The sequence below is a fragment of the Burkholderia sp. 22088 genome (assembly GCF_052045915.1).
In the GTDB taxonomy this organism is placed as follows: Bacteria; Pseudomonadota; Gammaproteobacteria; order Burkholderiales; family Burkholderiaceae; genus Burkholderia; species Burkholderia cepacia.
Genome location: NZ_JBQEPY010000003.1, coordinates 291673 through 316768 on the forward strand (window position 1 = coordinate 291673; position 25096 = coordinate 316768).

At 68.1% G+C, this 25096-nt stretch carries 22 protein-coding genes; 6 read left to right on the forward strand and 16 right to left on the reverse strand.

Going from position 1 to position 25096, the window contains the following annotated elements; translation table 11 throughout:
* Window positions 1-66: 66 nt before the first annotated feature.
* From ACTJLD_RS07150 to ACTJLD_RS07195, 10 genes are all read right to left on the reverse strand, one after another.
* Entirely contained in the window at window positions 67-1086 is a 1020-nt protein-coding gene (locus ACTJLD_RS07150) for a chemotaxis response regulator protein-glutamate methylesterase (protein ID WP_027791001.1), read from the reverse strand.
* Window positions 1083-3392 carry a hybrid sensor histidine kinase/response regulator gene (locus tag ACTJLD_RS07155; RefSeq protein ID WP_027791000.1) on the reverse strand — a complete coding sequence of 770 codons (2310 nt, stop codon included), beginning with the start codon at window positions 3390-3392 and terminating at the stop codon, window positions 1083-1085. Before ACTJLD_RS07155 ends, ACTJLD_RS07150 begins: the two co-directional genes overlap by 4 nt.
* A complete protein-coding gene (locus tag ACTJLD_RS07160; RefSeq protein WP_027790999.1) occupies window positions 3389-4096 on the reverse strand; it encodes a chemotaxis protein CheW in 708 nt (235 codons plus the stop codon). The genes ACTJLD_RS07155 and ACTJLD_RS07160 overlap by 4 nt, the downstream gene beginning before the upstream one ends.
* A 46-nt stretch (window positions 4097-4142) precedes the next feature.
* Complete coding sequence (locus tag ACTJLD_RS07165; protein ID WP_321878146.1) at window positions 4143-5564, reverse strand: CheR family methyltransferase; 1422 nt, start codon at window positions 5562-5564, stop codon at window positions 4143-4145.
* Complete coding sequence (locus ACTJLD_RS07170; RefSeq protein ID WP_217445240.1) at window positions 5561-6073, reverse strand: chemotaxis protein CheW; 513 nt, start codon at window positions 6071-6073, stop codon at window positions 5561-5563. Before ACTJLD_RS07170 ends, ACTJLD_RS07165 begins: the two co-directional genes overlap by 4 nt.
* Complete coding sequence (locus tag ACTJLD_RS07175; RefSeq protein ID WP_060194941.1) at window positions 6073-7749, reverse strand: methyl-accepting chemotaxis protein; 1677 nt, start codon at window positions 7747-7749, stop codon at window positions 6073-6075. Before ACTJLD_RS07175 ends, ACTJLD_RS07170 begins: the two co-directional genes overlap by 1 nt.
* Before the next feature lie 123 nt (window positions 7750-7872).
* The gene (locus ACTJLD_RS07180) at window positions 7873-9006 is read right to left on the reverse strand and encodes a hybrid sensor histidine kinase/response regulator (protein ID WP_027790995.1); all 1134 of its coding nucleotides are present in this window, start codon (window positions 9004-9006) and stop codon (window positions 7873-7875) included.
* Between the two features lie 484 nt (window positions 9007-9490).
* Window positions 9491-11074, reverse strand: coding sequence for a Na+/H+ antiporter (locus ACTJLD_RS07185; protein WP_027790994.1), 1584 nt, complete (start codon window positions 11072-11074; stop codon window positions 9491-9493).
* A 256-nt stretch (window positions 11075-11330) separates the two neighbouring features.
* Window positions 11331-12764 carry an aldehyde dehydrogenase family protein gene (locus tag ACTJLD_RS07190; RefSeq protein ID WP_091920091.1) on the reverse strand — a complete coding sequence of 478 codons (1434 nt, stop codon included), beginning with the start codon at window positions 12762-12764 and terminating at the stop codon, window positions 11331-11333.
* A gap of 29 nt (window positions 12765-12793) precedes the next feature.
* Window positions 12794-14434, reverse strand: a complete 1641-nt coding sequence (locus ACTJLD_RS07195) for an acetolactate synthase large subunit (RefSeq protein WP_440658410.1) — start codon at window positions 14432-14434, stop codon at window positions 12794-12796.
* 360 nt (window positions 14435-14794) lie between these two features.
* On the opposite strand from ACTJLD_RS07195, the gene ACTJLD_RS07200 reads away from it, so the two are divergent.
* Window positions 14795-15112 (forward strand): type II toxin-antitoxin system RelE/ParE family toxin, encoded by a 318-nt coding sequence (locus ACTJLD_RS07200; RefSeq protein ID WP_440658411.1) that lies wholly within the window; start codon window positions 14795-14797, stop codon window positions 15110-15112.
* A gap of 3 nt (window positions 15113-15115) precedes the next feature.
* Entirely contained in the window at window positions 15116-15415 is a 300-nt protein-coding gene (locus ACTJLD_RS07205) for an addiction module antidote protein (protein WP_021157290.1), read from the forward strand.
* 56 nt (window positions 15416-15471) lie between these two features.
* Here the strand turns inward: ACTJLD_RS07205 and ACTJLD_RS07210 are convergent, their stop codons facing one another.
* From ACTJLD_RS07210 to andAc, 5 genes are all read right to left on the reverse strand, one after another.
* Window positions 15472-16758 (reverse strand): DUF445 domain-containing protein, encoded by a 1287-nt coding sequence (locus ACTJLD_RS07210; RefSeq protein WP_059684715.1) that lies wholly within the window; start codon window positions 16756-16758, stop codon window positions 15472-15474.
* 211 nt (window positions 16759-16969) lie between these two features.
* The gene (andAa, locus tag ACTJLD_RS07215; RefSeq protein ID WP_440658412.1) at window positions 16970-18190 is read right to left on the reverse strand and encodes an anthranilate 1,2-dioxygenase system ferredoxin--NAD(+) reductase; all 1221 of its coding nucleotides are present in this window, start codon (window positions 18188-18190) and stop codon (window positions 16970-16972) included.
* Window positions 18180-18506: an anthranilate 1,2-dioxygenase ferredoxin subunit AndAb gene (andAb, locus tag ACTJLD_RS07220; protein ID WP_006479527.1), complete on the reverse strand. Its 327-nt coding sequence runs from the start codon at window positions 18504-18506 to the stop codon at window positions 18180-18182. The genes andAa and andAb overlap by 11 nt, the downstream gene beginning before the upstream one ends.
* A gap of 20 nt (window positions 18507-18526) precedes the next feature.
* The gene (gene andAd / locus ACTJLD_RS07225) at window positions 18527-19012 is read right to left on the reverse strand and encodes an anthranilate 1,2-dioxygenase small subunit AndAd (RefSeq protein WP_034196026.1); all 486 of its coding nucleotides are present in this window, start codon (window positions 19010-19012) and stop codon (window positions 18527-18529) included.
* Window positions 19013-19029: 17 nt separating this feature from the next.
* Window positions 19030-20301: an anthranilate 1,2-dioxygenase large subunit AndAc gene (andAc, locus tag ACTJLD_RS07230; protein ID WP_440658413.1), complete on the reverse strand. Its 1272-nt coding sequence runs from the start codon at window positions 20299-20301 to the stop codon at window positions 19030-19032.
* Between the two features lie 213 nt (window positions 20302-20514).
* On the opposite strand from andAc, the gene andR reads away from it, so the two are divergent.
* Window positions 20515-21474 (forward strand): anthranilate 1,2-dioxygenase regulatory protein AndR, encoded by a 960-nt coding sequence (gene andR / locus ACTJLD_RS07235; RefSeq protein WP_440658414.1) that lies wholly within the window; start codon window positions 20515-20517, stop codon window positions 21472-21474.
* A gap of 174 nt (window positions 21475-21648) precedes the next feature.
* On the opposite strand, the gene ACTJLD_RS07240 is transcribed toward andR, so the two are convergent.
* Window positions 21649-22539 carry a LysR family transcriptional regulator gene (locus ACTJLD_RS07240; RefSeq protein ID WP_021157296.1) on the reverse strand — a complete coding sequence of 297 codons (891 nt, stop codon included), beginning with the start codon at window positions 22537-22539 and terminating at the stop codon, window positions 21649-21651.
* 91 nt (window positions 22540-22630) lie between these two features.
* Between ACTJLD_RS07240 and ACTJLD_RS07245 the strand changes: the two genes are divergently transcribed.
* From ACTJLD_RS07245 to catC, 3 genes are read left to right on the forward strand one after another with little or no spacing between them, the layout of a single operon-like run.
* The gene (locus ACTJLD_RS07245; RefSeq protein WP_440658416.1) at window positions 22631-23764 is read left to right on the forward strand and encodes a muconate/chloromuconate family cycloisomerase; all 1134 of its coding nucleotides are present in this window, start codon (window positions 22631-22633) and stop codon (window positions 23762-23764) included.
* Window positions 23765-23796: 32 nt separating this feature from the next.
* Window positions 23797-24699 (forward strand): catechol 1,2-dioxygenase, encoded by a 903-nt coding sequence (gene catA, locus ACTJLD_RS07250; RefSeq protein WP_060373380.1) that lies wholly within the window; start codon window positions 23797-23799, stop codon window positions 24697-24699.
* A 43-nt stretch (window positions 24700-24742) separates the two neighbouring features.
* The gene (gene catC / locus ACTJLD_RS07255) at window positions 24743-25033 is read left to right on the forward strand and encodes a muconolactone Delta-isomerase (RefSeq protein WP_440658418.1); all 291 of its coding nucleotides are present in this window, start codon (window positions 24743-24745) and stop codon (window positions 25031-25033) included.
* Window positions 25034-25096: the final 63 nt, after the last annotated feature.

Here is a 25096-nt window from a genome sequence, read left to right on the forward strand (position 1 = left end):
GCGCCGCCCGCAATGCGGCCGACGGCGCAGCGGAACGGGACGGCGTCGCCGGCCCGTCGAGCGCCGTCAGTCGCGCAGCGGACGCGTGATGCGCGAGATCAGCTGGGGCGCGATCCGTTCGAGCGGCAGGATCGCCGACGCCGCCCCGATCGCGGCGGCCGCCTTCGGCATTCCGTACACGGCGCTCGTCGCTTCGTCCTGCGCGATCGTGTGGCAGCCCTTCGCGCGCATCGCCTTCAGGCCGAGCGCGCCGTCGCGCCCCATGCCCGTCAGCAGCACGCCGAACGCTTCGCCCTGCCAGCCGTCGGCGACGCTGTTGAAGAACACGTCGATCGACGGCCGGTACGGTGTCTCGACCGGATGCCGCGTATAGCCGAGCACGCCGCGCGGCGACAGGTAAAGGTGATCGTTGGTCGCCGCGAGCAGCACCTCGCCGGCCTGCGGCACGCTGCCCTGCCGCGCGACGCGCACCGGCAGCCGCGTATAGCCGTCGAGCCACTCGGCCATCCCGAGCGCGAACGCCTGGTCGACATGCTGGACGATCACGATCGCCGCCGGAAAGTCGGCCGGCAGCGCGCGCAGCAGCGCGGTCAGCGCGGTCGGCCCGCCCGCCGACGCGCCGATCGCGACGAGCGTCGGCTGACCGCGCTCGGGCGCGGGCCCCGGCGGCACGAGCGCCGCGGAACGGCTTTCGAGCAGCCGGCCGATCTGGTCGATCTTCGCGAGCAGCGCCTGCGGCGACGCGTCGGCCGACAGCCCGAGCGCGAGCGTCGGCGTGTCGACCGCATCGAGCGCACCCGCGCCCATCGCCTCGTAGACCGACGACGTGTTCGCGCTGACGCTCGCCGTCACGATCAGGATCGCGCAGGGCGCGCGCGCCATGATCCGGCGCGTCGCCGCGACCCCGTCGACCTTCGGCATCACGAGATCCATCAGCACGAGATCGGGCGGATGCGCGACGCAGAAATCCACCGCCTCGTCGCCGTCGGTGGCGACCCACAGCACGCGATGGTCGGTGCGCAGCGCGATCACGCGGCGCAGCGCCTCCACGGCCAGCGGCAAGTCGTTGACGATGCCGATGTTCATCCTCGCGCGTCCCCGATCAGGTCGTGCACGGCGTCGAGCAGCGCCTCGTCGTGGAAGCTGCTCTTCGCGAGGTAGTAGTCGGCGCCCGCATCGAGCCCGCGACGGCGATCCTCGTCGCGATCCTTGTACGACACGATCATCACCGGCACGCGCTTGAGCATCGGATCGCCCTTGATCAGCGTGACGAGTTCGATGCCGTCCATGCGCGGCATGTCGACGTCGGTGACGACGAGATCGAACGCATCGCTGCGCACCGCGTTCCAGCCCTCCATCCCGTCGACCGCGACCGTCACGTCGTAGCCGCGCTTCTCCAGCAGCTTGCGTTCGAGCTCGCGCACCGTCAGCGAATCGTCGACGACGAGCACGCGGCGCCGCCGGTCGGCCAGCGCCAGTTGCGGGTCGCGCGTGAGCCGAGCGAGCTGCCCGCCGCGCACGAGCTTGTCGACCGAGCGGATCAGGTCCTCGACGTCGACGATCAGCACCGGGTCGCCGTTCTCGAGCAGCGCGCCGGCCGCGATGTTCTGGATCTTGTGCAGGCGGCTGTCGAGCGGCTGCACGACGAGCATCCGCTCGCCGAGGAAGCGGTCGACCGCGACGCCGTACAGCTCGGGTTCCCCGCCGACGACCACGACCGCCGTGCTCGTGCGCGCGACGTCGGGCTCACCCGCGTCGAGCAGCTGATGCGCGGCGACGAGGCCCGCGCGCCGGCCGTCGAACGGGAAATGCGGCTGCCCTTCGAGCACGTCGATATCGTCGTGCGAGAGTTCGAGCGTGCGGCGCACGTGCGCGAGCGGGAACGCATACGGCTCGCCACCGACCTCGACGAGCAGGCTGCGGATCACCGACAGCGTGAGCGGCAGCTGCAGCACGAAACGCATGCCCGCGCCCGGCTCGTTGAAGATCCGCACCGCGCCGCGCACGCCGCGCACCATCTCCTGCACCGCGTCGAGGCCGACGCCGCGGCCCGACACGTCGGTCACCGCATCGCGCATCGAGAAACCCGGCAGCAGCAGGAATTCGAGCAGTTCGGGATCGGACAGCCGCGCGGCCGTCTCGTCGTCGGTCAGGCGCTGGCGCACGACGGCCGCGCGCAGCGCGTCCATGTCGACGCCCGGGCCGTCGTCGATCACGCTGACCAGCAGCGAGCCGGCACTGTGGCGCGCCTCCAGCGTCACGCTCGCCTCGGCCGGCTTGCCGCGCGCGCGCCGCGCCTCCGGCGAATCGACGCCGTGGTCGATCGCGTTGCGCAGCAGGTGGCCGAGCGGCGCGTCGAGCAGGTCGAGGATGTCGCGGTCGACCTGCGTGCCCTCGCCGACGATCGAGAAACGCACCTGCTTGCCGAGCGAGCGCGCGAGATCGCGGACGATGCGCGGATACGCACGCGTCGCGTCGCCGAACGGCCGCATCCGGCATTGCAGCGCCTCGTCGTACAGCTGCTCGGCGATATGCGTGCTGCGCCGCTCGAAGCGGTCGAATTCGTCCATGCGCTCGGCGAGCGAGCGCTGCAGGTCGTTCAGCATGTGCCGCACTTCGTTCATCGACGCGAGCATGCCCGCGTCGAGATCGTCGGCGAATTGTTCATACATCAAATCGAGCGAGCGGGCTGCGTCGCGCTGGGCGCGCTTCACGCGCAGCATCGATTCGGCGAACGGCTTGAGCCAGCGCGATTCGACCAGCGATTCGCCGGACAGGCTCAGCAGCCGGTTCAGCGTATCCGCGCGCACGCGGCGCATCGCGCCGGCGCCGGCCACGCGGCCAGCCTGGGCCGGATCGGGCACCGCGCTCGAGACCGCAAGCGGCGGCACCGCGGCACTCGCCCCGACGGGCTCGTTCGCGGCACCGTCGTGCTCGCGATACGGCACGACCGTCGGCGGCGCCTGCGGCGGGACGACGCCCGACACCTGCATCGTCTGCGCGCCGTCGGCGCCCGTGAGCGCCGCGGCGAACACGTCGATCTCCGTCTGCGTCACGGGCTGCGCCTGCGGATCGCCGACGCGCACCAGCAAATCGACGCCCGCCAGCAGCACGTCGACGTGCGTGGCCGTCAGCGCGATCGTGCCGGCCTGCGCGGCGACGAAGCACTCCTCCATCCGCCCCGCGATGTCGACGCCGAGCGGCACGCCGACGATGCGCGCGGCCCCCTTCAGCGAATGCGCGGCGCGCATGCATGCCTCGAGCGCGACGGAATCGGGCTCGCCCGATTCGAGCGCGAGCAGCCGTTCGGACAGCGCCTGGGTCTGCGTGCGCGTCTCCTCGCGATACAGCTCGAGCAGCGACAGGTGGCTCAGGTCGTCATCGCCGCTCATCGCATGCTCCGTGTGACTGCGTCGAACAGGCGGTCGTCGTCGAGCAGGCCCACCGACTTCCCGCGCCACGACAGCACGCCGCGCGACAGGCCGGCGCTCGCGCGCCCGACCGTGGCCGGCACGGGCACCCAGTCGGATGCGCCGAAGCGCAGCACGCCCTCGACTTCGTCGACCGGAAACACGACCGGCTCGCCCTGGTGCGCGGCGACCAGCAGCCGCGTGAAGCGGCCGTCGTCACCGCCCTTGCCGCCCTTGCCGACATCGAGTCCGAGCAGCGCGCCGATCGAGATCGCGATGCGCAGCGTGCCGCGGATGTTGACCACGCCGCGCACGGCTGAATTGCGGCGATGCGGCAGCGAATGGATCGGGCGCGTGCCGGCGATCTCGCGCAGCACGCCGATCGGCAGCGCGAGCCATTCGTCGGCCACGCGGAACGCCAGCGCCGCATGGCGCGTATCGGCGTCGGCGTCGCGCACGTGCGGCGTGCCGGGCGCGCTCATCCGGCGCGTGGCGTCGGCCATCTCCGCCCCGTCGAGCGGGCGCTCGAGCAGCTTCGCCGCGTGATACGCGTACACCGGGCAGTTCAGGCAGCGCAGGCACTCGTTCAGCCGCTCGCACGTGCGGTCGCCGCGCGTGCCGATCCGGTTCCAGCAATCGTCGACGTCGATCGTCGTCTCGTCAATGGCAGCGGCGGCGCGGTTCATGAATTCCTCTGGTCATCGCGGTGTCGGTCCCCAACCCGTAGTCTTGTCAGCCGGCCGAGCGCCGTGCACGCTCGAGCAGCCATTGCGCGCCCGCGCGATCGCCGCCGACGTCGAGCAGCGTCGCGAGATGGGTCAGCGCTTCGTGATGCGTGGGCCGCAGGTACAGCGCCTTCCTGTAGAAGTCGCCGGCTTCCGATGCGCGCCCGCGCGCATCCGCGATCAGCCCGTTCAGGTAGAACGCATCGGCATGCGGCCCGACGCGCGCCGAGAACTGCGCGAGCACGCGCTCGGCCTCGTCGAACGCGCCGGCATTCGCCAGCGCCTGTGCGTCTTCCAGCGTCGGCGCGGGGCCTTCGGCCACCGGTGCGACCGTTGCAACGGGCGCAACCGGTTCGGCCGCCGCTGCCGGCAGATCGGCCCGCGCGTCGAACGCGGCCGCGTGCATGGCCGGCGGCGCTGCCGCGAACGGCTCGCGTGCGTCGCCGAGCCAGGCCGGCGGCGCGACCGCCAGCACCGGGCGTGTCGCCGCGGGCGGCGCGACCGTGAAGCGCTCCGCGCGCCGGTACGGCGCCGCCGCCACGGACAGCGGCGCCGCCGGCCGGGCCGCGTAGGTATCGGGCGCCGCGCCGGCGGGCTCGCGATGAAACGCGAATGCGAGCGGCACGCGCGCCGAGCGCATCCCGTGCCGCATCGCGACCCCCGTCTCGGCCGGCCCGACAAACAGCACGCCGTCGTCGGCAAGACGCTCGCCGAGCGCGCGGATCACGCGATCCTGCGCGTCGCGATCGAAGTAGATCAGCACGTTGCGGCAGAACACGAAATCGTAGCGAAGGCCCGTGTCCGCCGCCGGTTCGACGAGGTTCGCCTGACTGAACTGCACACAGGCGCGCACGCGCTCGTCGAGCAGCCAGCCCTCGCGGGTCGGCGTGAAGTGCCGCGCGCGAAACTCCGTCGCGGTGCCGCGAAACGCGTTGCGCCCGTAACAGCCGAGCCGCGCCTGCTCGATCGCGCGCGTGCTGAGGTCGATCGCGTCGATCGTGAAACTGGCCGGGTCGAGCCCCGCGTCGAGCAGCGCCATCGCCGCCGAAAACGGTTCCTCGCCCGTCGAGCACGGCGCGCTCAGCACGCGGATCACGCGGCCGGGCAGCGCCGCGAGCCGGTCGGCCGCGAGCCGCGCGAGCGTCGCGAAGGCCTCGCGGTCGCGGAAAAACCAGGTCTCGGGCACGACGAACAGCTCGATCAGCGCACGCCGTTCGTCGGCCGACGCGTTGAGCTGCTGCCAGTAGGCGTCGAGCGCGTCCTGCGTCACGGGCGGCCGCGCCGCCGACGACAGGCGCTCGCCGTCCGCCTGCAGCGCGTGCACGCGCTCCGTCAGCGCGCGGGTCAGGAAATCGTTGCCGAGCGAATCGGGGTCGATGCCGGTCTCGCGCAGCAGCCAGCCGCGAAATCGCGATTCGGACTCTTTCATGCGGACTCTCCCCCGTGGCCCGGCAGGCCGTCGTCGAACAGATACAGGCGTGCAACGTCGTCGATCAGGTCGGCAACCGATACCTGCTGCACGACGCCGTCGGGCGTATTCGCGACGGGCCCGAGCCAGCGCGTGCGCGCGGTCGAGATGCCGCTCGCGCGAAACGCCGCGCGATCGATCCGCATCGTCTGCGTCGCACGCTCGACGATCAGCCCGATCGTGCGCTCGCCGCCCGCCTCGTGCGCCCGGTAGCGGACCATCACGAGCCGCGTCGAGCGCAGCGCATGCGCGCGGCGCCCGAGCGCCAGCATCGGCACGTCGATCACCGGCACCGGCTGGCCGCCGCGCATCAGCAGCCCGGCAATCCATTCGGGTGCGCCGGGCACGGCCTTCGTGACCGCGAGCGGCAGCACCTCGTCGATGCCGGCCGCGTCGAGCGCATAGCGTTCGCCGTCGAGCTCGAACATCAGGAACAGCGCATGCGCGCCGTTCTGCGTGTCCGCGCGCATCACGCGTCGACCTTGAAGCGCGACACGCTGGTGCGCAACTGGTTCGCGACGAGCGTCAGGTCGTCGATCGCCTGCGACGACTGGCGCAGCGACTCGGCCGTCTGCTGCGCGGCCTCCGACAGCTGCGACAGCGCCTGCGTGATCTGCTCCGCGCCGTTCGCCTGCGTCTGCATCCCTTCGTTGACCATCTGGAAGCGCGGCGAGAGCGTCTGCACCTCGGCGATGATCTGCGACAGCTGCCCGCCGACCTGCTGCACGTCGAGCATCCCCCGGCGCACTTCCTCGGAGAACTTGTCCATCCCCATCACGCCCGCCGATACCGCCGACTGGATCTCCTTCACCGTCTGCTCGATATCGTAGGTCGCGACCGCCGTCTGGTCGGCGAGGCGGCGGATCTCGGTCGCGACGACCGCGAAGCCGCGGCCGTATTCGCCGGCCTTCTCGGCCTCGATCGCGGCGTTCAGCGACAGCAGGTTGGTCTGGTCGGCCACCTTGGTGATGGTCGCGACCACCTGGTTGATGTTCAGCGCCTTCTCGTTGAGGATCGCGAGCTTCGCGTTCACCGAGCCGGCCGCGTCCATCACGCTGCGCATCGTCTCGCCCATCCGCGTGAGCCCGCTCTGGCTCACGCCCGCGAGTGTGGCCGACTGCTCCGCCACGCCGGCCACTTCGTTCATCGTGCGCACCAGGTCGCGCGACGTCGCGAAGATTTCGCGCGAGGTCGCGCCGATCTCGGTCGTCGTCGCCGCGGTTTCGTTCGCGGTCGCCTGCTGCTCGCGCGACGTCGCCGCGATCTCGGCGACCGACGTCGTCACCTGCAGCGACGACTGCTGCGCACGCGCGACGAGCTCGGTCAGTTCGTCGGCCATCCGGTTGAAGCCCGTCTCGAGCGTGCCGAATTCGTCGCGGCGGCGCAGGTCGAGGCGGCGCGTCAGGTTGCCGGTACGCATCACGTCGTGCACCTCGACGAGCCGCGCCATCGGGACGGTGACCGAACGGTACAGCATGTAGCCGAACCCGAGCGCCGACAGCAGCATGATCGCCAGTGCGGTCGCGAGCACCACCTCGGTGTCCTGCACGGATTCACGGATCAGCTTCGCCGACTGATCGGCGAACTTGCGGTTTTCCTGCACGAGAATATTCGCATTGCGCACGACCTCGGCCCATGCGGGCTGCACCTTCACATACCCGGCGACCGCGTCGTCATGCGATTGACGGTGCCGCTGCACCGCTTCGTTCAGCAGCGGCAGGTAGTGGTCGTAGGTGCCCCGGAAGGTCGCGAAGCGCTGCCGGTCGTCGTCGCGAAATATCGAGTTCTGGTACTCGACCGACAACGAATCGATGTCCTTCGCCACTTCGGCGATCTTCGCGAGATCGCGCTGGACGCTTTCGGGATCGGTCTCGACGAACGTCGCCTGCTGCAGCAGCATGAACGATTCATTCACTGCGCCGCGCAGCGACGACGCGAGGTAGACGCCGGGCAGCGAATCGCGCTCGATGCTGACGGCTTCGCTGTTGATCGCACGCAATCGCTCGTAGGACACGCCGGCTGTCACCAGCATCAGCACGAACAGCACGCCGAAGCTGAGCAGGATGCGATTGCCGAGCGTCAGCCGGGCAGCGCCGATCGTCGGATGCAGGCTTTCATTGGTCGCGCGGGGCGTCACGGTGGCCATGTTCGTTATGGGCTTTCTAATATCAGCGTTGAAAAAATCCGCGCCCGCCTGCGCGCCGGACGGCGCGCCACGAGCGCATCAGGGCTTGCAGGCGGCGCGGCGCCGGCAGGCCGCGCCGCGAAATCACCGCTCCGCTTGCGCCGGCAGCCGAAGCGCGACCATGAAGCCGCGCGCCGTATTGCGCATCAGGATCTGGCCGCGATGCCGCGCCGCCGTCGCGCGGACGAACGCGAGCCCGAGGCCGAAGCCGCCGCGCGCCGCGCCATGCGCGGTCTCGAGCTGCACGAACGACTCGGTCGCGGCCGTGCGTTGCTCCGGCGCGATTCCCGCGCCGGTATCCTCGACGCCGATCAGCCATGCACCGTCCTCGCCGCTCAGCGTGCAGTGCACGTCCGTGCCGGCCGGGCCGTACTTCAGCCCGTTGTCGATCAGGTTCGCGACCGCGCGCGTCAGCATCATGCGGTCGCCCATCGTCACGCACTCGGTATCGGGCACGTGCGCGGTGACCCGGCTGCCGAGCCCGGCCGCCTTCTCCCACAGCTGGTCGACGGCGTCGAGCACGATCTCGTTGAGGCTCACGACCTCGTGCGCGCGGCGCTCGGACCGCGCGCGGGTCAGGTGGATGAAGCCGTCGGCAAGCGCGAGCGCGCGCCGCGCATGGCCGGCAATGCGTTCCATGATCGCCGGCATCTCGCCGTGCTCGGCGCGGTAGACGTCGAGCAGCGCGAGGATCGACGTCTGCGGCGAACGCATGTCGTGCGACAGGAAGTCGAGCGCCTCGTCGCGCTGCCGGGACATCAGGTACGAATTCGAGTGATAGCGGATCCGTGCGGCCAGCTCCATCGCGTCGGGGAGCTTCACCAGATAGTCGTTCGCGCCGGCGATGAACGCCTCGCGCTTGACGATCGGCTCCTCCTTCGCGGACAGCACGATGATCGGCACGCGAGCCGTGCCGGCGTCCGCGCGCCACGCACGGACGAGATCGAGGCCGTCGATCTCCGGCATCACGAGATCCTGCAGGATGACCGTCGGCTTCACGTCGCGCGCGACCGCCATCGCCCGGTGCGCGTCGGTGCACACGTGCAGGTCGATGTCGTGTTCGCTGCGCAGCGCGCGGCGGATCACCTCGCCGACGAACGGTTGATCGTCGACGAGAAGGACCGATAACCCCGATTCAAGACAATCCGAGGCATTATCAACGCTCGATTCTTTCATAAATACAGTTTCAAACGCCGATTCTCCAATCGATTCTTTCATAGGAGTTGTTTATCAGACTTGGGACGCTATCTTAATTCGGCGGTTGAAAAAACCGCCCGATTCCGCCGATTTGGCCTGTCGGCATTGGCCTTGCAGGGCTCCGGACGCCGATTTCTCCCCGTTGGCGGCCGCATTACCTCCGCATCCTTTCTCTCAATAAACATAACCGGCTGATTCTAAATGAAATTAGAACACAGCATCTATCTCCTTCCGGTTTAGTTTTGCCAAATATGCAGAAAGAGACGGAATCAGTTAAATCAGATCATTTCCGGATTCGAAAGACGATAACGTTTGCGAGACCGGTGCCATAAGGTTTGCATGCGCTGCAAGGCTGGTCGCCCGCCTCATTTGGGGCCGGATGGAAATGCACCGAATCGGCGGGCGCGAGGAAGAAAAAAAGCGCGCCGGGCAACGATCTGCCCATGCGCGCTTCCGGTCGGCCGGCACCGGCCGCCGGATGACGGCATGACGGTGCCGTGCAGCCTTATCCGCGCGCGTGCTGCGCGGACACTTCCTGCAGGTCGAGGTCGCGTTCGAGCGCGTGCAGCATTTCGTCGTGGATGCGGCCCGAACGGTGCAGGCGCAACAATTCGGCGCGCCCGGCCCTGATCGCGGCCAGCACGACGTCGTAGTGCGCGGTGCGCACTTCCGCCGGGTACGCCGGCTCGTCCTTCGCCCGTTCGGTCAATTCCGCGCGATACGTGTACTGCTCGAGCAGGCGCGGATGGATCACGACCCCGTTCTCGTCGCGCACGAGCGGCTGGATCGCCGCGAGTTGCGCGGCCTCGACGTACGCCCACGTCTGCGGCTCGGTCAGGTGGTGCGCCGCGCGCTCTTCGCGCTGCGGCAGGCGCAGCAGCCGGATCAGCGGCCCGATCGTCGTGCCCTGCAGCAGCACGGTGACGAGGATCACCGCGAACGACGCGACCAGGATCACGTCGCGGCCGGGCATCGCCTCGGGCAGCGACAGCGCGATCGCCAGCGTGACGACGCCGCGCATCCCGGCCCAGCTCATGATCGTCGCGGCCTTCCAGTCCGGCGCCTCGCCGCGCCGCGCGATCCCGCGCACCGGCCACTTCAGCGCCTCGACCGCGTAGATCCACACGAAGCGCGACACGATCACCGCCGCCAGCACCGCGAACATCGGCGGCACCATCGTCGCGAGCACCTGCTCGAAGCCGCCGAGCCGGTGGATCGCGCCGCGCAGCGACAGCCCGATCAACACGAACACCATCGCTTCGAGCAGGAACACGATGACCTGCCAGAACGCGGTGCCGCGCGTGCGCACGGCCGCCGAGAACACCTCGTGCTGATGCCAGCCGACGATCATGCCGGCCGTGACGGTGGCGATCACGCCCGATACCTCGACCATTTCACCCGCGATATAGGCGATCCAGCCGGTGATCACCGCGACGGTGATCACGAGATAGTCGTCGTCGAGCTGCTTCAGGAACCACACGACGAGCTTGCCGACCACGAAGCCGATCGCCACGCCGCCGAGCCCGAGCTCCGCGAAGCGCACGACCGCGTGCTCGAGGCTGAACGCGCCGGTGAGCGCGGCCGCGACCGCGAAGCGGAACAGCACGAGGCCGGCCGCATCGTTCAGCAGGCTCTCGCCTTCGAGCAGCACCATCAGCCGGCGCGGCAGCGCGACGCGTTCGAGCACGGCCTTCGCCGCAACGGCGTCGGGCGGCGACACGATCGCGCCGAGCGCGAAGCACGCGGCCCACGGCAGCGACGGCGCCACCCAGTGCACGGCGAAGCCGACCGCGAACGTCGTGAACACGACCGCGCCGATCGCCAGCAGCAGGATGCCGCCGACGTTGCGCTTGAACTCCTCCCACACCGAGAAGTACGCGCCGTCCATCAGCAGCGGCGGCAGGAACACCAGCAGCACCAGTTCGGGATCGAGATCGATCGGCGGCAGGCCGGGGATGAACGCGATGCCGATGCCGCCGATCAGCAGCGCGGCTGCGGGCGGCAGCCGCAGCCGCTTGGCGACGCATTCGAGCGCGACGATCGCGAGAAATGACAACAAAACCAGCTTGAATGCCGAGACGGGAGACATGAATCGACCTCGTGAAGAATGAATTCGCGCTTTCCGGCGTCGTACCCCGGTCGGCAGTTTCGCGCGATTACATCACGAGGCGAGTCCCGTAGTCGAGCGCGTTCCGGCAGCCCGCCACGCGACGCCACGCGGGCACGATACGGGCCCGACGGGGCCCGGCGCCGGCCCGCTGCGCGCGACGCCATGAAAAACGGCACGCGGGCCGGCCTTGTCGCCCACCCGCGTGCCGTCGCGGCACCGCGCATCCCGCCCCGCGTTACCGGCGCCGCACGACCATCAGCCGCGGCTCGGTCATGTCCTCGATCGCGTAGCGGATCCCTTCGCGGCCGAGGCCCGAATCCTTCACGCCGCCGTACGGCATGTTGTCGACGCGGAACGACGGCACGTCGTTGATCACGACGCCGCCGACCTCCAGCTCGTCCCACGCGCGCTGCGCATGCGTGAGCGAATCGGTGAACACGCCGGCCTGCAGCCCGAAGTCGCTGTCGTTCACGCGGGCAAGCGCATCGTCGAACCGGTCGAACTTCTCGAGGATCGCGACAGGGCCGAACGCCTCCTTCCGGTACAGGTCCTGCTCGTGCCCGACGTTTTCCAGCAGCGTCGCTTCGAACATCGCGCCGTCGACCTTGCCGCCCGCAACGATCTTCGCGCCCGCCGCGACGGCCGCGTCCATCCATCCCGACAGCCGGCGGGATTCGGATTCGGAAATCATCGGCCCGACGAACGTCGACGGATCCTTCGGATCGCCCATCTTCAGCGAACGCGTCTTCGCGATCAGCTTCTCGCGCAGCGCGTCGTACAGATCGGCATGCACGAGAATCCGCTGCACGCCGATGCAGCTCTGGCCCGACTGGTAGTACGCGCCGAACGCGAGGCGCTCGACCACGTAGTCGAGCCGGTCGCGTTGATCCGCATCGACGATCGCGGCCGCGTTGCCGCCGAGCTCCAGCACGACTTTCTTCTTGCCGGCCTTCTCCTTCAGCGCCCAGCCGACGGCCGGCGACCCCGTGAACGACAGCAGCTTGAAACGCTCGTCGGTCGTGAACAGGTCGGCGCCGTCGCGATGCGCGGGCAGCACCGAGAATGCGCCCTTCGGCAAGTCGGTTTCGGCGAGTACCTCGCCGATGATCAGCGCGCCGACCGGCGTGCGGCTCGCGGGCTTCAGCACGAACGGACAGCCGGCCGCGAGCGCGGGCGCAACCTTGTGCGCGGCGAGGTTCAGCGGGAAGTTGAACGGCGAGATGAACGAGCACGGGCCGACCGGCACGCGCTTCGTGTAGCCCGTATAGCCCTGCGCGCGCGCGGAGATCTCGAGGTTGATGATCTCGCCGTCGATGCGCACCGACTCCTCGGACGCCACGCGGAACGTGTCGATCAGCCGCGTCACTTCGCCCTTCGAATCGTTGATCGGCTTGCCGGCCTCGATGCACAGCGCCTCGGCCAGCTCGTCGAAGCGCTCGCGAAAACGCGCGACGCAATGGTCGAGCACGGCCTGCCGCTTGTAGGCCGGCAGCTCGCGCATCGGCTTCGCGGCGTCAACCGCCGCGCCGATCGCCGCGTCGATGGCCTTCGCGTCGGCCAGCGCGACGCGCGTCGCGACCTTGCCGCTGAACTTGTCCGTCACGTCCAGATCGGTGTTCGCATAGACGGCTTCGTTGGCGAGGTAGTACGGATAGGTTTCCTTCAACATGGAACGACTCCTTCCAGTGGACGGGACATTCAGAGTTGCGCCGACAGGCGCTTGATCTCGCGGTTCAGCACGCGCTCGTTGTCCGAATAGTCGATCGGCACGTCGATCACGTGCACGCCCGGCGTCGAGAAACACTCGCGCAGCAGCGGCTCGAGATCGTCGGCCGATTCGACGCGGTGCCCGTGCGCGCCGTAGCTTTGCGCATACGACACGAAATCGGGGTTCTGCAGCGTCATCGCGAAATCGGGGAAATTCATGTTCTCCTGCTTCCAGCGGATCATCCCGAAGGCGTCGTCGCGCAGGATCATCACGACGAGGTCGAGCTTCAGCCGCACCGCCGTTTCGAGCTCCTGCGAATTCATCATGAAGCCGCCGTCGCCGCACACGGCGATCACCTTGCGCTGCGGGTGCACGATCTTCGTCGCGATCGCCGACGGCAGGCCGGCGCCCATCGACGCGAGTGCGTTGTCGAGCAGCAGGGAATTCGGCTCGTGCGCGCGCCAGTAACGCGCGAACCAGATCTTGTACATCCCGTTGTCGAGACAGACGATGCCGTCGACCGGCAGCGCGTTGTAAAGATCGTTGACGATCCGCACCGGGTACATCGGGAAGCGCGGATCGTGCTGGCCCTTCTCCAGATGGGCGTCGAAATGCGCCTTGATCATCGTGAAGCGCGAGAAATCCCAGTGCGGCTGCGGCGCGAGCGCCTCCTTCATCTGCCACACCGCGTTCGCGATGTCGCCGACCACCTCGATCTGCGGGAAGTAGACGGGATCGACCTGCGCGCCGAGGAAGTTCACGTGGATCACGGTCTTGTCGTCGGTACGCATGAAGAACGGCGGCTTCTCGATCACGTCGTGGCCGACGTTGATGATGCAGTCCGCATGCTCGATCGCGCGGTGGACGAAGTCGCCGTCGGACAGCGTCGCGTTGCCGAGCCACAGCGGGTGCGTCTCGTCGATCACGCCCTTGCCCATCTGCGTCGTGAAGAACGGGATGCCCGTCTTGTCGACGAATTCGAGCAGCATCTTGCAGGTGGTCTTGCGGTTGCCGCCCGCACCGATCATCAGCAGCGGATGGCGCGCGGCCTGGATCGCTTCGACCGCATGCGCGATCGCCTTTTCCTCCGCCACCGGCCGCCGGCTGTAGCTGCGCGGGATCGGCTTGCCGTCGCCCTCCTCGTGCGCGATGTCTTCCGGCAGCTCGAGGTGCGCGGCGCCCGGACGCTCCTCCTCCGCGCGGCGGAACGCCTCGCGCACGGCCGACGGGATGTTGCCGATCGACACGATCTGCCGCGTGAACTTCGTGAGCGGCTGCATCATGTCGACCACGTCGACGATCTGGAAGTGGCCCTGCTTGCTCGACTTGATCGGCTTCTGCCCGGTGATCATCAGCATCGGCATCCCGCCGAGCTGCGCATACGCGGCGGCCGTCACGAAGTTCGTCGCGCCAGGCCCGAGCGTGGCGATACACACGCCGGTACGGCCCGTCAGGCGGCCGTAGGTGGCGGCCATGAACCCGGCCGCCTGCTCGTGCCGGGTCAGCACGAGCTTGATCTTCGATCGCCGCAGCGATTCGAGCAGATCGAGGTTTTCTTCGCCGGGAATGCCGAACACGTACTCGACGCCTTCGGCTTCCAGCGCCTTCACGAACAGATCCGATGCTTTCATGGGGGACTCTCGGTTGATGCCGCCTGCCCGGCCTACGGACACGCAGCGTTCAGAACGCGCGCCGGCCTACGGCACGCGGACGCTTTACCTACTGGACACAAACCACGGCACTGCCCGCCGCGCAACGAGCGATGCGCGGCGGCGCCTCCGGATAGCGGAGGACAAACGGATCCGCCCGCGCGCGGCAAGCGCGCACGGGCGGCAAAGACGTGATTGATTGTAGACGGATTCGCAGAACTCCGACTTCGGCCGAACGGCCATTTGGCACGCAAACGAAGCGGGCAGCCCTAATGTAGCGGCTACCGAATAACCCGACCCGGCCCGACCCACCTGTGAACCATGGTTGACATACCGCAATCAATGCCCTACTGTGCGCCTACGTTCAGCATCCGGACCACCGACGCCTTCGACGCATGGTTTGCCGGCCTGCGCGATCGCGTCGCGAAGCGCCGCATCCAGGCACGCATCGACCGCCTGTCGATGGGCAATCCGGGCGACTGGAAATCCGCGGGCTCGCCGATCGTCGAAATGCGGATCGACCACGGCCCCGGCTATCGCGTCTACTACGTCCGGCGCGGAACGATCTGGGTCATCCTGCTCGGCGGCGGCGATAAATCGACGCAACAGGCCGACATACGCGCCGCGCACGCGATGCTCGCGCACCTCGACATGGAGTAATCGATGGACAAGATCAGCACCCGGCCGTGGGATTCGGCCGACCATCTGAAGACCGAAGACGACATGGCCGACTACTTCGAAGCGTGCCTGCAGGAAGCCGGCGACGATCCGGCCTTCATCGCGCACGCGCTCGGCGTGATCGCACGCGCACGCGGCATGTCGCAGGTCGCGCGCGACGCGGGCCTGTCGCGCGAAGGGCTGTACAAGGCGCTGTCGCACGACGGCAACCCGAGCTTCGGCACCATCCTGAAGGTCATCAAGGCGCTCGGCCTGCAACTGCACGGCGCGAAAGCGCATGCATGACGCGCGGGCGCGGCCCGTCGCACACTCCGCGCCCTCCCGCGATACCCGTGGCCGCGTCAGTGCAGCCAGCCGGCCGCCCAGCGCGGCACCAGCGACACCAGATACAACCCGAGCCCGATCAGCCCGCCGACCAGCGTGCCGTTGATGCGGATGTATTGCAGGTCCTTGCCGATGTTCAGCTCGATCTGCCGCGACATCTCGCGCGCATCCCAGTTGCGCACCGTGTCGCGGATATGGCGCATCAGGAAATCCGCGAAATCCGGCGCCATCTCGTGCACGGCCTTCTCGACATGCTCGTTCAGCGATGCACGCAATGCCGGACTCTCCGCCAGCCGCGCGCCGAGCCAGCCGCCGAGCGTCGCCGCCTGCCTGTGCAGCGCCGAATCGGGGCGCGCGAGATCGGCCTTCAGCCACGCGCGCAACTGATCCCACAAGTCGCGGACATACTCGTTGAACGCGGCGCCGTCGCGAACGTAACGCTTGATCTCCTCGCCCTTCGCGATGAACGCGGGATCGTGCTTCAACCGCTCGGTCAGCCGCACGACCGTCCGGTCGAAGCGCTGCCGCAGCTCGTGCTCGGGGTCCGCCGCCACGCCTTCCAGCACGCGGCTCACCGCGCTCGCGAGCATCCGCGCGCCGTTCTCGCCGAACCACTGCGTCGGCATGATCTTCTCGACCTTCGGGTACTGCGTCTTCAGCCATTCGACGATGAAACCCGCGATCACCTCGCGGTTTTCTTCCTTGTCGAGCACGTCGACCACCTGTTCGATCGCGTCGTCGAGCAGCACCTGGTGGCGGCCGTCCTTCGTCAGCGTGTCGAGGATCGCGCCGGCCGATTGCGACAGGTCGACCCGGTCGATCACCGCGCGAAACGCATCGTGGACGAACGACTGGATCCGCGCGTCGTCGGTCATGTCGAGCGCGAAACTCATCAGCTTCGTCACATAGCCGCCGAGCGCGTCAGTGTTTGCCGGCTCGCCGAGCCACGCGCCGAGTTTCTGCGCGGGATCGTGCTGGCGGATCTGCGCGGCGAGCGCGTCGGGGCCGAGGAACTTCTCGCGCACGAACACCGCGAGGTTGTCGGCGATCTTGTCCTTGTTCTTCGGAATGATCTCGGTATGACGCGACACGAACGGGATCGGTACACGGCGGAACAGCGCGACGACCGCGAACCAGTCGGCGAGCGCGCCGACCATCGCGGCTTCGGCCACGGCCTTGAAGCCGTCGACCCACGGGCCACGCGGCAGCAGGATCGTCGTGACGAACACCGCGACGGCGGCCAGCAGCAGCCATAGCGCGCGGCGCTTGCTGCGTTTCAGTTCGAGGGCTTTGTCTGGCGTCATGGCGGCAGGCGAATCGGCGATGCCGCTAATATCCCCGATTTCGCACCGGCCGACAAACGCGCGGCATGAAACGCGACGGCCCCGCGCGATCGCCGCCGAGCATGACGTCACCCGCCACGTCGCGCAATCGTCCGGCAAACGCGCGGCCGGCGACGTCGTCGCCGACGCCATCCGTCCACCGCGCCTGCCATACTCGCCGCGCCTGCCGCCGTTACAGGAACGTCTTCAGATTCACCGTCGGATCGGCGAGCTTCACCGGATCGGGCACCGCCCCCGCCGCGATCAGCCGGCGCGATGCGCCGATGTCGCGCCCCTGGTTCGCCGCGGCCGCCGCGACGATCCTGCCGTCGTCCCCCAGCCCGAACACGGTGAACGGCCCGTTCGCCGGATCGCCGCGCACGACGATCGTGCGTTCGCTGCCGAACAACCCGAGCATCTGCAGGTTGCAGTCGTACTGATCGGACCACAACCACGGCAGCTCCGCATAGGTTTCGTCGGCACCGAGCAGGTTCGCCGCCGCGACAGCCGGCTGGTTTTCGGCCACCTGCCACGATTCGATCCGCACGTGACGCCCGAGCAACGGATTGAAGTGCATCGTCACCTCGCCCGCCGCGAAGATCGCGGGATCGACCGTACGACAGCCCGCGTCGACACGTATCCCGTTTTCGACATCGAGCCCCGCTGCGTGCGCGAGCTCGACATTCGGCACCACCCCGATGCCGACCACGACGAGATCGGCCGGCACGTCGCCACGATCGGTCTCGACGATCGCGCCGCCACCCGGCGCGCGACGGATCGCGCGCGGCAGCGTCGCCATCCGGAAGACCACGCCGCGCGCGTCGTGCAGCCGATGCGCATACGCGCCGACGACTTCCGGCAACGCGCGCTGCAGCAGGCGCGGCGCCGGATCGATCACCGTCACGTCGCAACCGAGCTGGCGCGCCGCCGCCGCGACCTCGAGGCCGATGAAACCGCCCCCGAGCACCGCCACGCGGCGCCCCGGCGCGAGCTGCGCGCGCAACGCACGCGCATCGTCGACCGTGCGGACGTAGTGCGGCGTGACACCTTCGTCGATCTCACCGACAAACGTGCGCACCCGCGAGCCCGTCGCCAGCACGAGCCGCGCATAAGGCAGCGTCGTGCCGTCGTCGAGCCGCACGCGCAACGCATCGCGCTCGATCGCCTCGACGCGCGTGCCGAGCCGCAGCTCGATGCGCTGCGCGTCGTACCACGCGGCATCGCGCACGAACGCACGCTGCTCGCCGCCGTCGCTCAGCAGCGCATCCTTCGACAGCGCGGGCCGGTCGTACGGCAGCTCGCGTTCCGCGCCGATCATCACGATGCGCGCCGCGGCGTCGCGCTCGCGCACCGCTTCGGCCGTGCGCCGCGCCGCGTGGCCGGCGCCGACGATCACGAACGGATCAGCCGACATTGACTTCCACCTGCCCGTCGACGATCCGGATCGGATAGGTACGCACCGGCTCCGTGATCGGCGCGCATTTCGGCGCGCCGGTGCGAATGTCGATCAGCCCCTGGTGCAGCGGGCATTCGACGCAGCCGTCCTCCACATACCCCTCGGACAGCCGCGCATGGCCGTGCGTGCAGAGATCGTGCATCGCGAACAGTTCGTCGCCGATCCGGAACACGGCGATCGGCTTCTGGCCGGCGACGCGCGCCGCCGGTTCGTCTTCGGAGAATTCGTCGAAAGCGCCGAGCGGGTGCCACTCGGCGAGCGTTGCTTCAGTCATGACTGTTCCTTGCTTCCGTATCAGATCGGGGTCGCGAGCAGCGTCTGCACGCGCGACGTGTCGTAGATCACCCGCTTGGTCTTGTAGCGCAGCCCGTCCGGCGTGCGCACGACCGTGTCGTAGTACTTGCCGGCCTGGTACACGTTCGATTCGCCGTTGCTGCGCGTCTGCACGACGACGTAGTTGCTCTCGGTGTCGATCTCGCCGTCACGTTCCGCGACGATCGTCAGGCCCGACGTCATGTGCCGGTACGTATGCTCTTCGTAGATGTTCGCGTGCCGCAGCGACACCACGCGGTCGCGCAGCATCCGCTGGTTCGTGCAGTGGACGATCCCGACCGGCAGCCCGAGGTCGGCGTTTTCCTTCGGCACGATTTCGTACGTGCAGTCCTCGGTGAACATCGTCGGCCATTCCTCGAGCCGGTTGTTGTCGAGGTGCCCGATGTAGCGGTTCTGGAGCATGTAAATCTCGAACCACGTCTTCATGTCTTCCGTCAGGTTTTCCATCGTTCCGCGCTCCCGCTTCAATAGCCCATCAGCTTCTGGTAGCCGACCCAGAACTTGCGGATCAGGCTTTCGGTGATCACCGTGTCCTGCTGGTCCGGATTGCCGCGCGACATCTCGATCACCGACGTCGCGTCGCCGTCGCGCACCGTGCCGCGCTGCACGAGCTCGGTCGCCTCCGTGTCCTCCATCGAGATGTAGCCGGCCGGCCCGACGAGGTTCGCCTGCTTGATTCGCAGCGCGCGCAGCTCGGGCGTATCGTCCGCGTAGCCGAAGAAGTGGAAGATCAGCTCGAAGTTGTCGGGGCCCTTCGGCAGGATCTGGCGGGCGACCAGCGTGTTGTGGATCTGCTGGATCACGAGCTGCGGGAAGATCGGCTGGATATGGTTCGTGCAGTCCTCGTCGTATTCCGACACGAGATCGAGAATCGATTCGTCTTCCAGATGGAAACCTTCGTCGAACGAGCGAATGTTCTGCTGCTTGTACGCGGCCGACGTATCGTCGCCCGTCTTCGTCACCGTGATGATGCTGTGCAGCCCGTGGTTCGCATCCGGAATCGAGCGCGCCTTCATCCCGACGCGGAAGATGTTGAAGGTCGTATGGAACAGGTGCAGCATGCTCGCGTGATACGGGTCCTTCACGTTCTCCATGTACAGCTTCCAGTTCGACTTCGAATACTGGCGCGTGCAGCCGAGATACTCGATCGGCTTGTGGAAGATCCGGTCGATCCACGGGCGCATCTGCTCGCCGAGATAGTCGGGCAGCGGCATCACGTCGTCGCTGAAGGTGGCGAACACGAGCCCGCGATAGCTGTCGACACGCAGCTTGCGCAGCCCGTGCTGCTTCGGGTCGAAGTCGGCCGGCATCCCGGACATCCCCTTCTGGCCGCGCCGGAACGGCACACCCAGCAGGTTGCCCGAGTTGTCGAAGCTCCACTGGTGATACACGCACGTATGCGAGCTCGCGTTGCCGCGCGACTTGCGGCACACCTGCGCGCCGCGGTGCGCGCAGCGGTTCACCCACGCGGAAAGCGCGCCGTCCTCCGTGCGCGTGACGACCACCGGCGTATCGCCGACGAACGTGCTCTTGAAATCGCCGGCGTTCGGGATTTCCGCTTCCAGCGCGACGAAGTTCCACGTCGGGCCGCGAAAGATGCGTTCCTGCTCGCGTTCGTAGACGGCCTGCGAGCTGAACACCTTGTACGGCACGCGCGAGCCGTCGTCGTGCGGAAAGCTCACGTCGGACGCGTCGTCGCGCGAGGCGAACACGACGGGCGATTCTGTCTGCTCCATGTCGGACTCCTTGTGGTTCCGTTTCATTAACAAGATGGAGTCCATTTTTGAAAGGCTAATATTCCCCGTCTATCCGGAAAGTGCGATTGCGGCGGCGCAATATCCACTTTCGGCGGATTTCTGAGCTAGCATGACGGCACACACGACCCTGCGCACGATCGCGACCCATTCATCGGATCGAAGCGCGCGTCGCTCATACAAAGGCTGAGGCCCATGTCCCCAACGTCGTTCGAGCCGCTCGCGCTGCGCGCGCACCGGCTGTTCGAATCCCGCGATCTCGACGAGACGCGCGAGCGGATCTCGCGCGTGATGCAGCCGCATGCGCTGCTGCCGAACGGCCACACGCATGGCGCGTCGCACATGGATTTCGTCCGGCTCGGCGGGCTCGGGATCGGCACAATCGCATTCGGCGACGCGATGCGCGTGCAGGTCGACGCGGTCGACGGCTACTACCTGCTGATGTTCTGCCTGTCCGGCCAGGCCGAGGTGCGCGCGATGGGGCGGCAGCTCGGCGTCGACGGCCAGACCGGCGTGCTGTGCGCGCCCGGCGAGCGCTTCGACGCGGTGCTGTCGGCCGATTGCGAGCAGTTCGTGCTGCGCATCGACGCGGCCACGGTCGGCTCGCTGACGGGCGACCCGCGCGCGACGCTCGACCCGGTGCTGCATGTCAGCGACGCCGCGCTCACCGCGTGGCGCCAGCAACTGATGCTCGTCGCCCGCTCGCCCGAGCTGCTCGAGCGCGCGAACGCGAACCCGCGCGTCGCGTCGCAGCTCGAGCACCTGCTGATCGACCTGCTGATCGAAGGCCACCCGCCGTCCGTGCCGCACGCCTCGCACCGCGACCCCGCGCCGGGCTTCCTGCGGCGCGCGCAGGAGTTCGTGGACGCGCACTACGCGCAGCCGCTGCAACTCGCCGATATCGTCCAGGCCGCCAACGTGCCGGAACGGACGCTGCGCGACGCGTTCCTGCAGTTCCGGGGCATGAGCCCGATGCAATACCTGCGCGCGACGCGGCTCGACCATGCGCGCGAGCTGCTGCGCGGCGCGGCGTCCGACCGGCGGATCGCCGATGTCGCGCTCGATTGCGGGTTTACGCACCTTGGCCGGTTCGCGATCGCCTATCGGGAAAAATTCGGCGAGTCTCCGTCGGAAACGCTCGACGTGAAGCGATAGCGACGCGTTCGCTGGCGCGGCCGGTGGCATGCGGCTTGTGGCTTGTGGCCTGCGACTCGCAAAACCAGCGCGGCACTTCCATCGACGCGCGTGACATTACGACACCCCCTCTGCATCCACCGGCGCACGCCAAAACAGACCGTTAGTTGCGATGCTTGAAGGCGGCGACGCCCGTCAGGCCGACGCCCCGATCATCTCCCGCGCAATCGCGCAGAACGCGGCCGTGGCGGCGCTTTCGCCGTGCAGCCGGCGGCTCATGATGATCGGCGACGTCGCGGCCGGCTCCGGCAACCGCCGGTAGACCACGCCCTTCACGCGCACGCCCTCCACGCTCTCCGGCACCAGCGACACGCCGACCTGCGCGGCCACGAGCCCGAGCGCCGTCTGCAGCTCGCGCACCTCGTGCACGGCCGCCGGCACCAGCGCGCCGTCGCGCAGCGCGGACAGCTGCTGATCGGCGAAGCTCGGCCGCGGCGTGCTCGGATAGACGATCAGCGTCTCGTTCGCGATATCCGCGAGCGCGAGCGGCCGATCGGGATCGGCGAGCGGATGCCCGACCGGCAGCGCGGCGATCAGCTTTTCCTCGATCAGCGCCTCGCGCACCAGCTGGTCGTCGTCGAACCGCAGGCGGCCGAACCCAACGTCGATCCGCCCGCCCTTCAGCGCGCCGAGCTGTTCGAGCGTGAACATTTCGATCAGCGACAGTTCGACGTCCGGCTGCGCCTCGCGAAACGCGCGGATCACGTCCGGCAGCGCGCCGTACAGCGTCGACGGCACGAAGCCGATCACGATCCGCTCCGACAGCTGCGCGAGCCGCCGCGTCAGCGGGCCGAGCTCGTCGGCCTGGTCGACGAGGCGCTTCGCCTGCGCGTAGAACACGCGCCCCGCATCCGTCAGCTTCAGCGGCCGCGCGCCGCGTTCGAACAGCGGCAGCCCGATCTCGTCCTCGATCGCCTGGAGCTGGCGGCTCAGCGGCGGCTGCGTCATGTGCAACCGCTCGGCCGCCCGCGTGATGTTCATTTCCTCGGCGACGGCGATGAAGTAGCGGAGCTGGCGCAATTCCATTTCATGCCTCAAAGGTATGGAAGTAGTCGGAAAGAGTGTTGGACGACGCGGGGCGGGAATTCCTACCATGTGCACCAACAGGAGGAATCGCATGATAGCAACTGCCGCCACCATCGAACGCATCGAGACTTTGCTGGTCGACGTGCCGACGATCAGGCCCCACAAATTGTCGGTCGCCACGATGAATTGCCAGACCCTCGTACTGGTTCGCGTTCGATGCACGGACGGTATCGAAGGCGTCGGCGAGGCGACGACCATCGGCGGCCTCGCCTACGGCGAGGAGAGCCCCGAAAGCATCAAGGTCAACATCGACACCTACTTCGCGCCGTTGCTGCAGGGCATGGACGCGACCCGCCCGGGCGCCGCGATGGCGCGCGCCCGCAAGCTGTTCCAGGGCAACCGCTTCGCGAAGTGCGCGATCGAGACCGCGTTGTTCGACGCGCAGGCGCGCCGCCTCGGCGTGCCGCTGTCGGAACTGTTCGGCGGCCGCCGGGCCGACGCGGTGGACGTCGCATGGACGCTCGCGAGCGGCGACACGCAGCGCGACATCGCGGAAGCCGAAGCGATGCTCGATGCGCGCCGCCACCGCTCGTTCAAGCTGAAGATCGGCTCGAACGCGGTCGCCAGCGACGTCGCACACGTCGTCGCGATCAAGCGCGCGCTCGGCGAGCGCGGCGACGTGCGTGTCGACGTGAACCAGGCATGGAGCGAAACCGACGCGATCTGGGCCGGCGCACGGCTCGCGGAAGCGGGCGTGAGCCTCGTCGAGCAGCCGATCGCCGCGACCAACCGCGCGGGGCTGAAACGCCTCACGCAGCTCGCGCAGGTGCCGATCATGGCCGACGAGGCGCTGCACGGCCCCGTCGATGCGTTCGCGCTCGCGCAGGATCGCGCGGCCGACGTGTTCGCCGTGAAGATCGCGCAATCGGGCGGCCTGCAGGGCGCGGCGAGCGTCGCGTCGATCGCGGCGGCGGCCGGCATCGAGCTGTACGGCGGCACGATGCTCGAGGGCGCGGCCGGCACGATGGCGTCCGCGCAACTGTTCAGTACGTTCGACTCGCTGAAATGGGGCACCGAGCTGTTCGGCCCACTGCTGCTCACCGAGGAAATCCTCGTCGAGCCGCTGCGCTACGAGGATTTCAAGCTGCACCTGCCGGCGACGCCCGGCCTCGGCATCACCTTCGACTGGGCCCGCATCGAACGCATGAAGCGCGACGCCCGCTGATCCCCACACGACAACCGAAACCGGAGACACACATGGACAAGCAAGCCATCGACGCCCTGCTGAAGACGTTCGACGACGCCGCGGAGAAGCCCGGCAACCCGCGCGTGCGCGCGATCGTCAACCGGATCATGAAGGACCTGTGCTACACGATCGAGGATTTCGACGTGCAGCCGAGCGAATTCTGGACCGCGCTCAACTACCTGAACGAAGCGGGCAAGGAGCTCGGCCTGATCGCCGCGGGCCTCGGCCTCGAGCGCTTCCTCGACGTGCGGATGGACGAAGCCGAAGCGAAGGCCGGCATCGAGGGCGGCACGCCGCGCACGATCGAGGGGCCGCTGTACGTTGCCGGCGCGCCGGAATCGGTCGGCCACGCGCGCCTCGACGACGGCACCGATCCGGGCCAGACGCTCGTGATGCGCGGCAAGGTGATCGGCCAAGACGGCGCGCCGATCGCGAACGCGCTCGTCGAGGTGTGGCATGCGAACCATCTCGGCAACTACTCGTACTTCGACCAGTCGCAGCCCGCGTTCAACCTGCGCCGTTCGATCCGCACCGACGCGGAAGGCCGCTACAGCTTCCGCAGCGTGGTGCCGGTCGGCTACAGCGTGCCGCCGGGCGGCAAGACCGAGCAACTGCTCGACCAGCTCGGCCGCCACGGCCATCGTCCGGCGCACATTCACTTCTTCGTTTCGGCGGACGGTTATCGTAAGCTGACGACGCAGATCAACATCGAAGGCGATCCGCACCTGTGGGACGACTTCGCATTCGCAACGCGCGACGGGCTGATCCCGGCAGTGAAGCAGGCCGAAGGCGCGGAAGGCAAGCCGTACGGCGTCGACGGGCAGTTCGCGCTGATCGACTTCGATTTCTCGCTGCTCAAGGAAAAGCAGGACGTGCCGGCAAGCGAAGTCGAGCGAGCCCGCGCGCAGGCGTGAGCGGCCTTCCCGTTCGACGAATCGACAACGCAAGGAGTGCAGGATGCTGTTTCATGTGGAAATGATCGTCCGTCTGCCGACGGACATGGATCCGGTCAAGGCGGCCACGCTGAAGGCGGAAGAAAAGGCAATGTGCCAGCGGCTGATGAACGAAGGTGTCTGGCGTCATCTGTGGCGGATCGCCGGGCAGTATGCGAACGTCAGCATCTTCGACGTCGAGAGCGTGCAGCAACTGCATGACCTGCTGAGCCAGTTGCCGCTGTTCCCGTATATGGAGATGGAAGTGCGCGCGCTGTGCCGGCATCCGTCTTCGGTGCGGGAAGACGATCGGTAAGCAGGCGATCGAGTTCCGGCAAGACGGGCGGCCCGCGATTGCATCGCGGGCCGCCCGTTTCGT

Coding starts and splice junctions, on each gene's coding strand:
- catC (WP_440658418.1), top strand. CDS start 24,743: ATGCTGTTTCATGTGGAAATGATCGTCCGTCTGCCGACGGACATGGAT.
- ACTJLD_RS07200 (WP_440658411.1), top strand. CDS start 14,795: ATGCCCTACTGTGCGCCTACGTTCAGCATCCGGACCACCGACGCCTTC.
- ACTJLD_RS07190 (WP_091920091.1), bottom strand. CDS start 12,764: ATGTTGAAGGAAACCTATCCGTACTACCTCGCCAACGAAGCCGTCTAT.
- ACTJLD_RS07170 (WP_217445240.1), bottom strand. CDS start 6,073: ATGCGCGCGGACACGCAGAACGGCGCGCATGCGCTGTTCCTGATGTTC.
- ACTJLD_RS07155 (WP_027791000.1), bottom strand. CDS start 3,392: ATGAGCGGCGATGACGACCTGAGCCACCTGTCGCTGCTCGAGCTGTAT.
- andAb (WP_006479527.1), bottom strand. CDS start 18,506: ATGACTGAAGCAACGCTCGCCGAGTGGCACCCGCTCGGCGCTTTCGAC.
- ACTJLD_RS07185 (WP_027790994.1), bottom strand. CDS start 11,074: ATGTCTCCCGTCTCGGCATTCAAGCTGGTTTTGTTGTCATTTCTCGCG.
- ACTJLD_RS07180 (WP_027790995.1), bottom strand. CDS start 9,006: ATGAAAGAATCGATTGGAGAATCGGCGTTTGAAACTGTATTTATGAAA.
- ACTJLD_RS07210 (WP_059684715.1), bottom strand. CDS start 16,758: ATGACGCCAGACAAAGCCCTCGAACTGAAACGCAGCAAGCGCCGCGCG.
- andAa (WP_440658412.1), bottom strand. CDS start 18,190: ATGTCGGCTGATCCGTTCGTGATCGTCGGCGCCGGCCACGCGGCGCGG.
- ACTJLD_RS07160 (WP_027790999.1), bottom strand. CDS start 4,096: ATGAACCGCGCCGCCGCTGCCATTGACGAGACGACGATCGACGTCGAC.
- ACTJLD_RS07205 (WP_021157290.1), top strand. CDS start 15,116: ATGGACAAGATCAGCACCCGGCCGTGGGATTCGGCCGACCATCTGAAG.
- catA (WP_060373380.1), top strand. CDS start 23,797: ATGGACAAGCAAGCCATCGACGCCCTGCTGAAGACGTTCGACGACGCC.
- andAd (WP_034196026.1), bottom strand. CDS start 19,012: ATGGAAAACCTGACGGAAGACATGAAGACGTGGTTCGAGATTTACATG.
- ACTJLD_RS07240 (WP_021157296.1), bottom strand. CDS start 22,539: ATGGAATTGCGCCAGCTCCGCTACTTCATCGCCGTCGCCGAGGAAATG.
- ACTJLD_RS07195 (WP_440658410.1), bottom strand. CDS start 14,434: ATGAAAGCATCGGATCTGTTCGTGAAGGCGCTGGAAGCCGAAGGCGTC.
- ACTJLD_RS07165 (WP_321878146.1), bottom strand. CDS start 5,564: ATGAAAGAGTCCGAATCGCGATTTCGCGGCTGGCTGCTGCGCGAGACC.
- ACTJLD_RS07245 (WP_440658416.1), top strand. CDS start 22,631: ATGATAGCAACTGCCGCCACCATCGAACGCATCGAGACTTTGCTGGTC.
- andR (WP_440658414.1), top strand. CDS start 20,515: ATGTCCCCAACGTCGTTCGAGCCGCTCGCGCTGCGCGCGCACCGGCTG.
- andAc (WP_440658413.1), bottom strand. CDS start 20,301: ATGGAGCAGACAGAATCGCCCGTCGTGTTCGCCTCGCGCGACGACGCG.
- ACTJLD_RS07150 (WP_027791001.1), bottom strand. CDS start 1,086: ATGAACATCGGCATCGTCAACGACTTGCCGCTGGCCGTGGAGGCGCTG.
- ACTJLD_RS07175 (WP_060194941.1), bottom strand. CDS start 7,749: ATGGCCACCGTGACGCCCCGCGCGACCAATGAAAGCCTGCATCCGACG.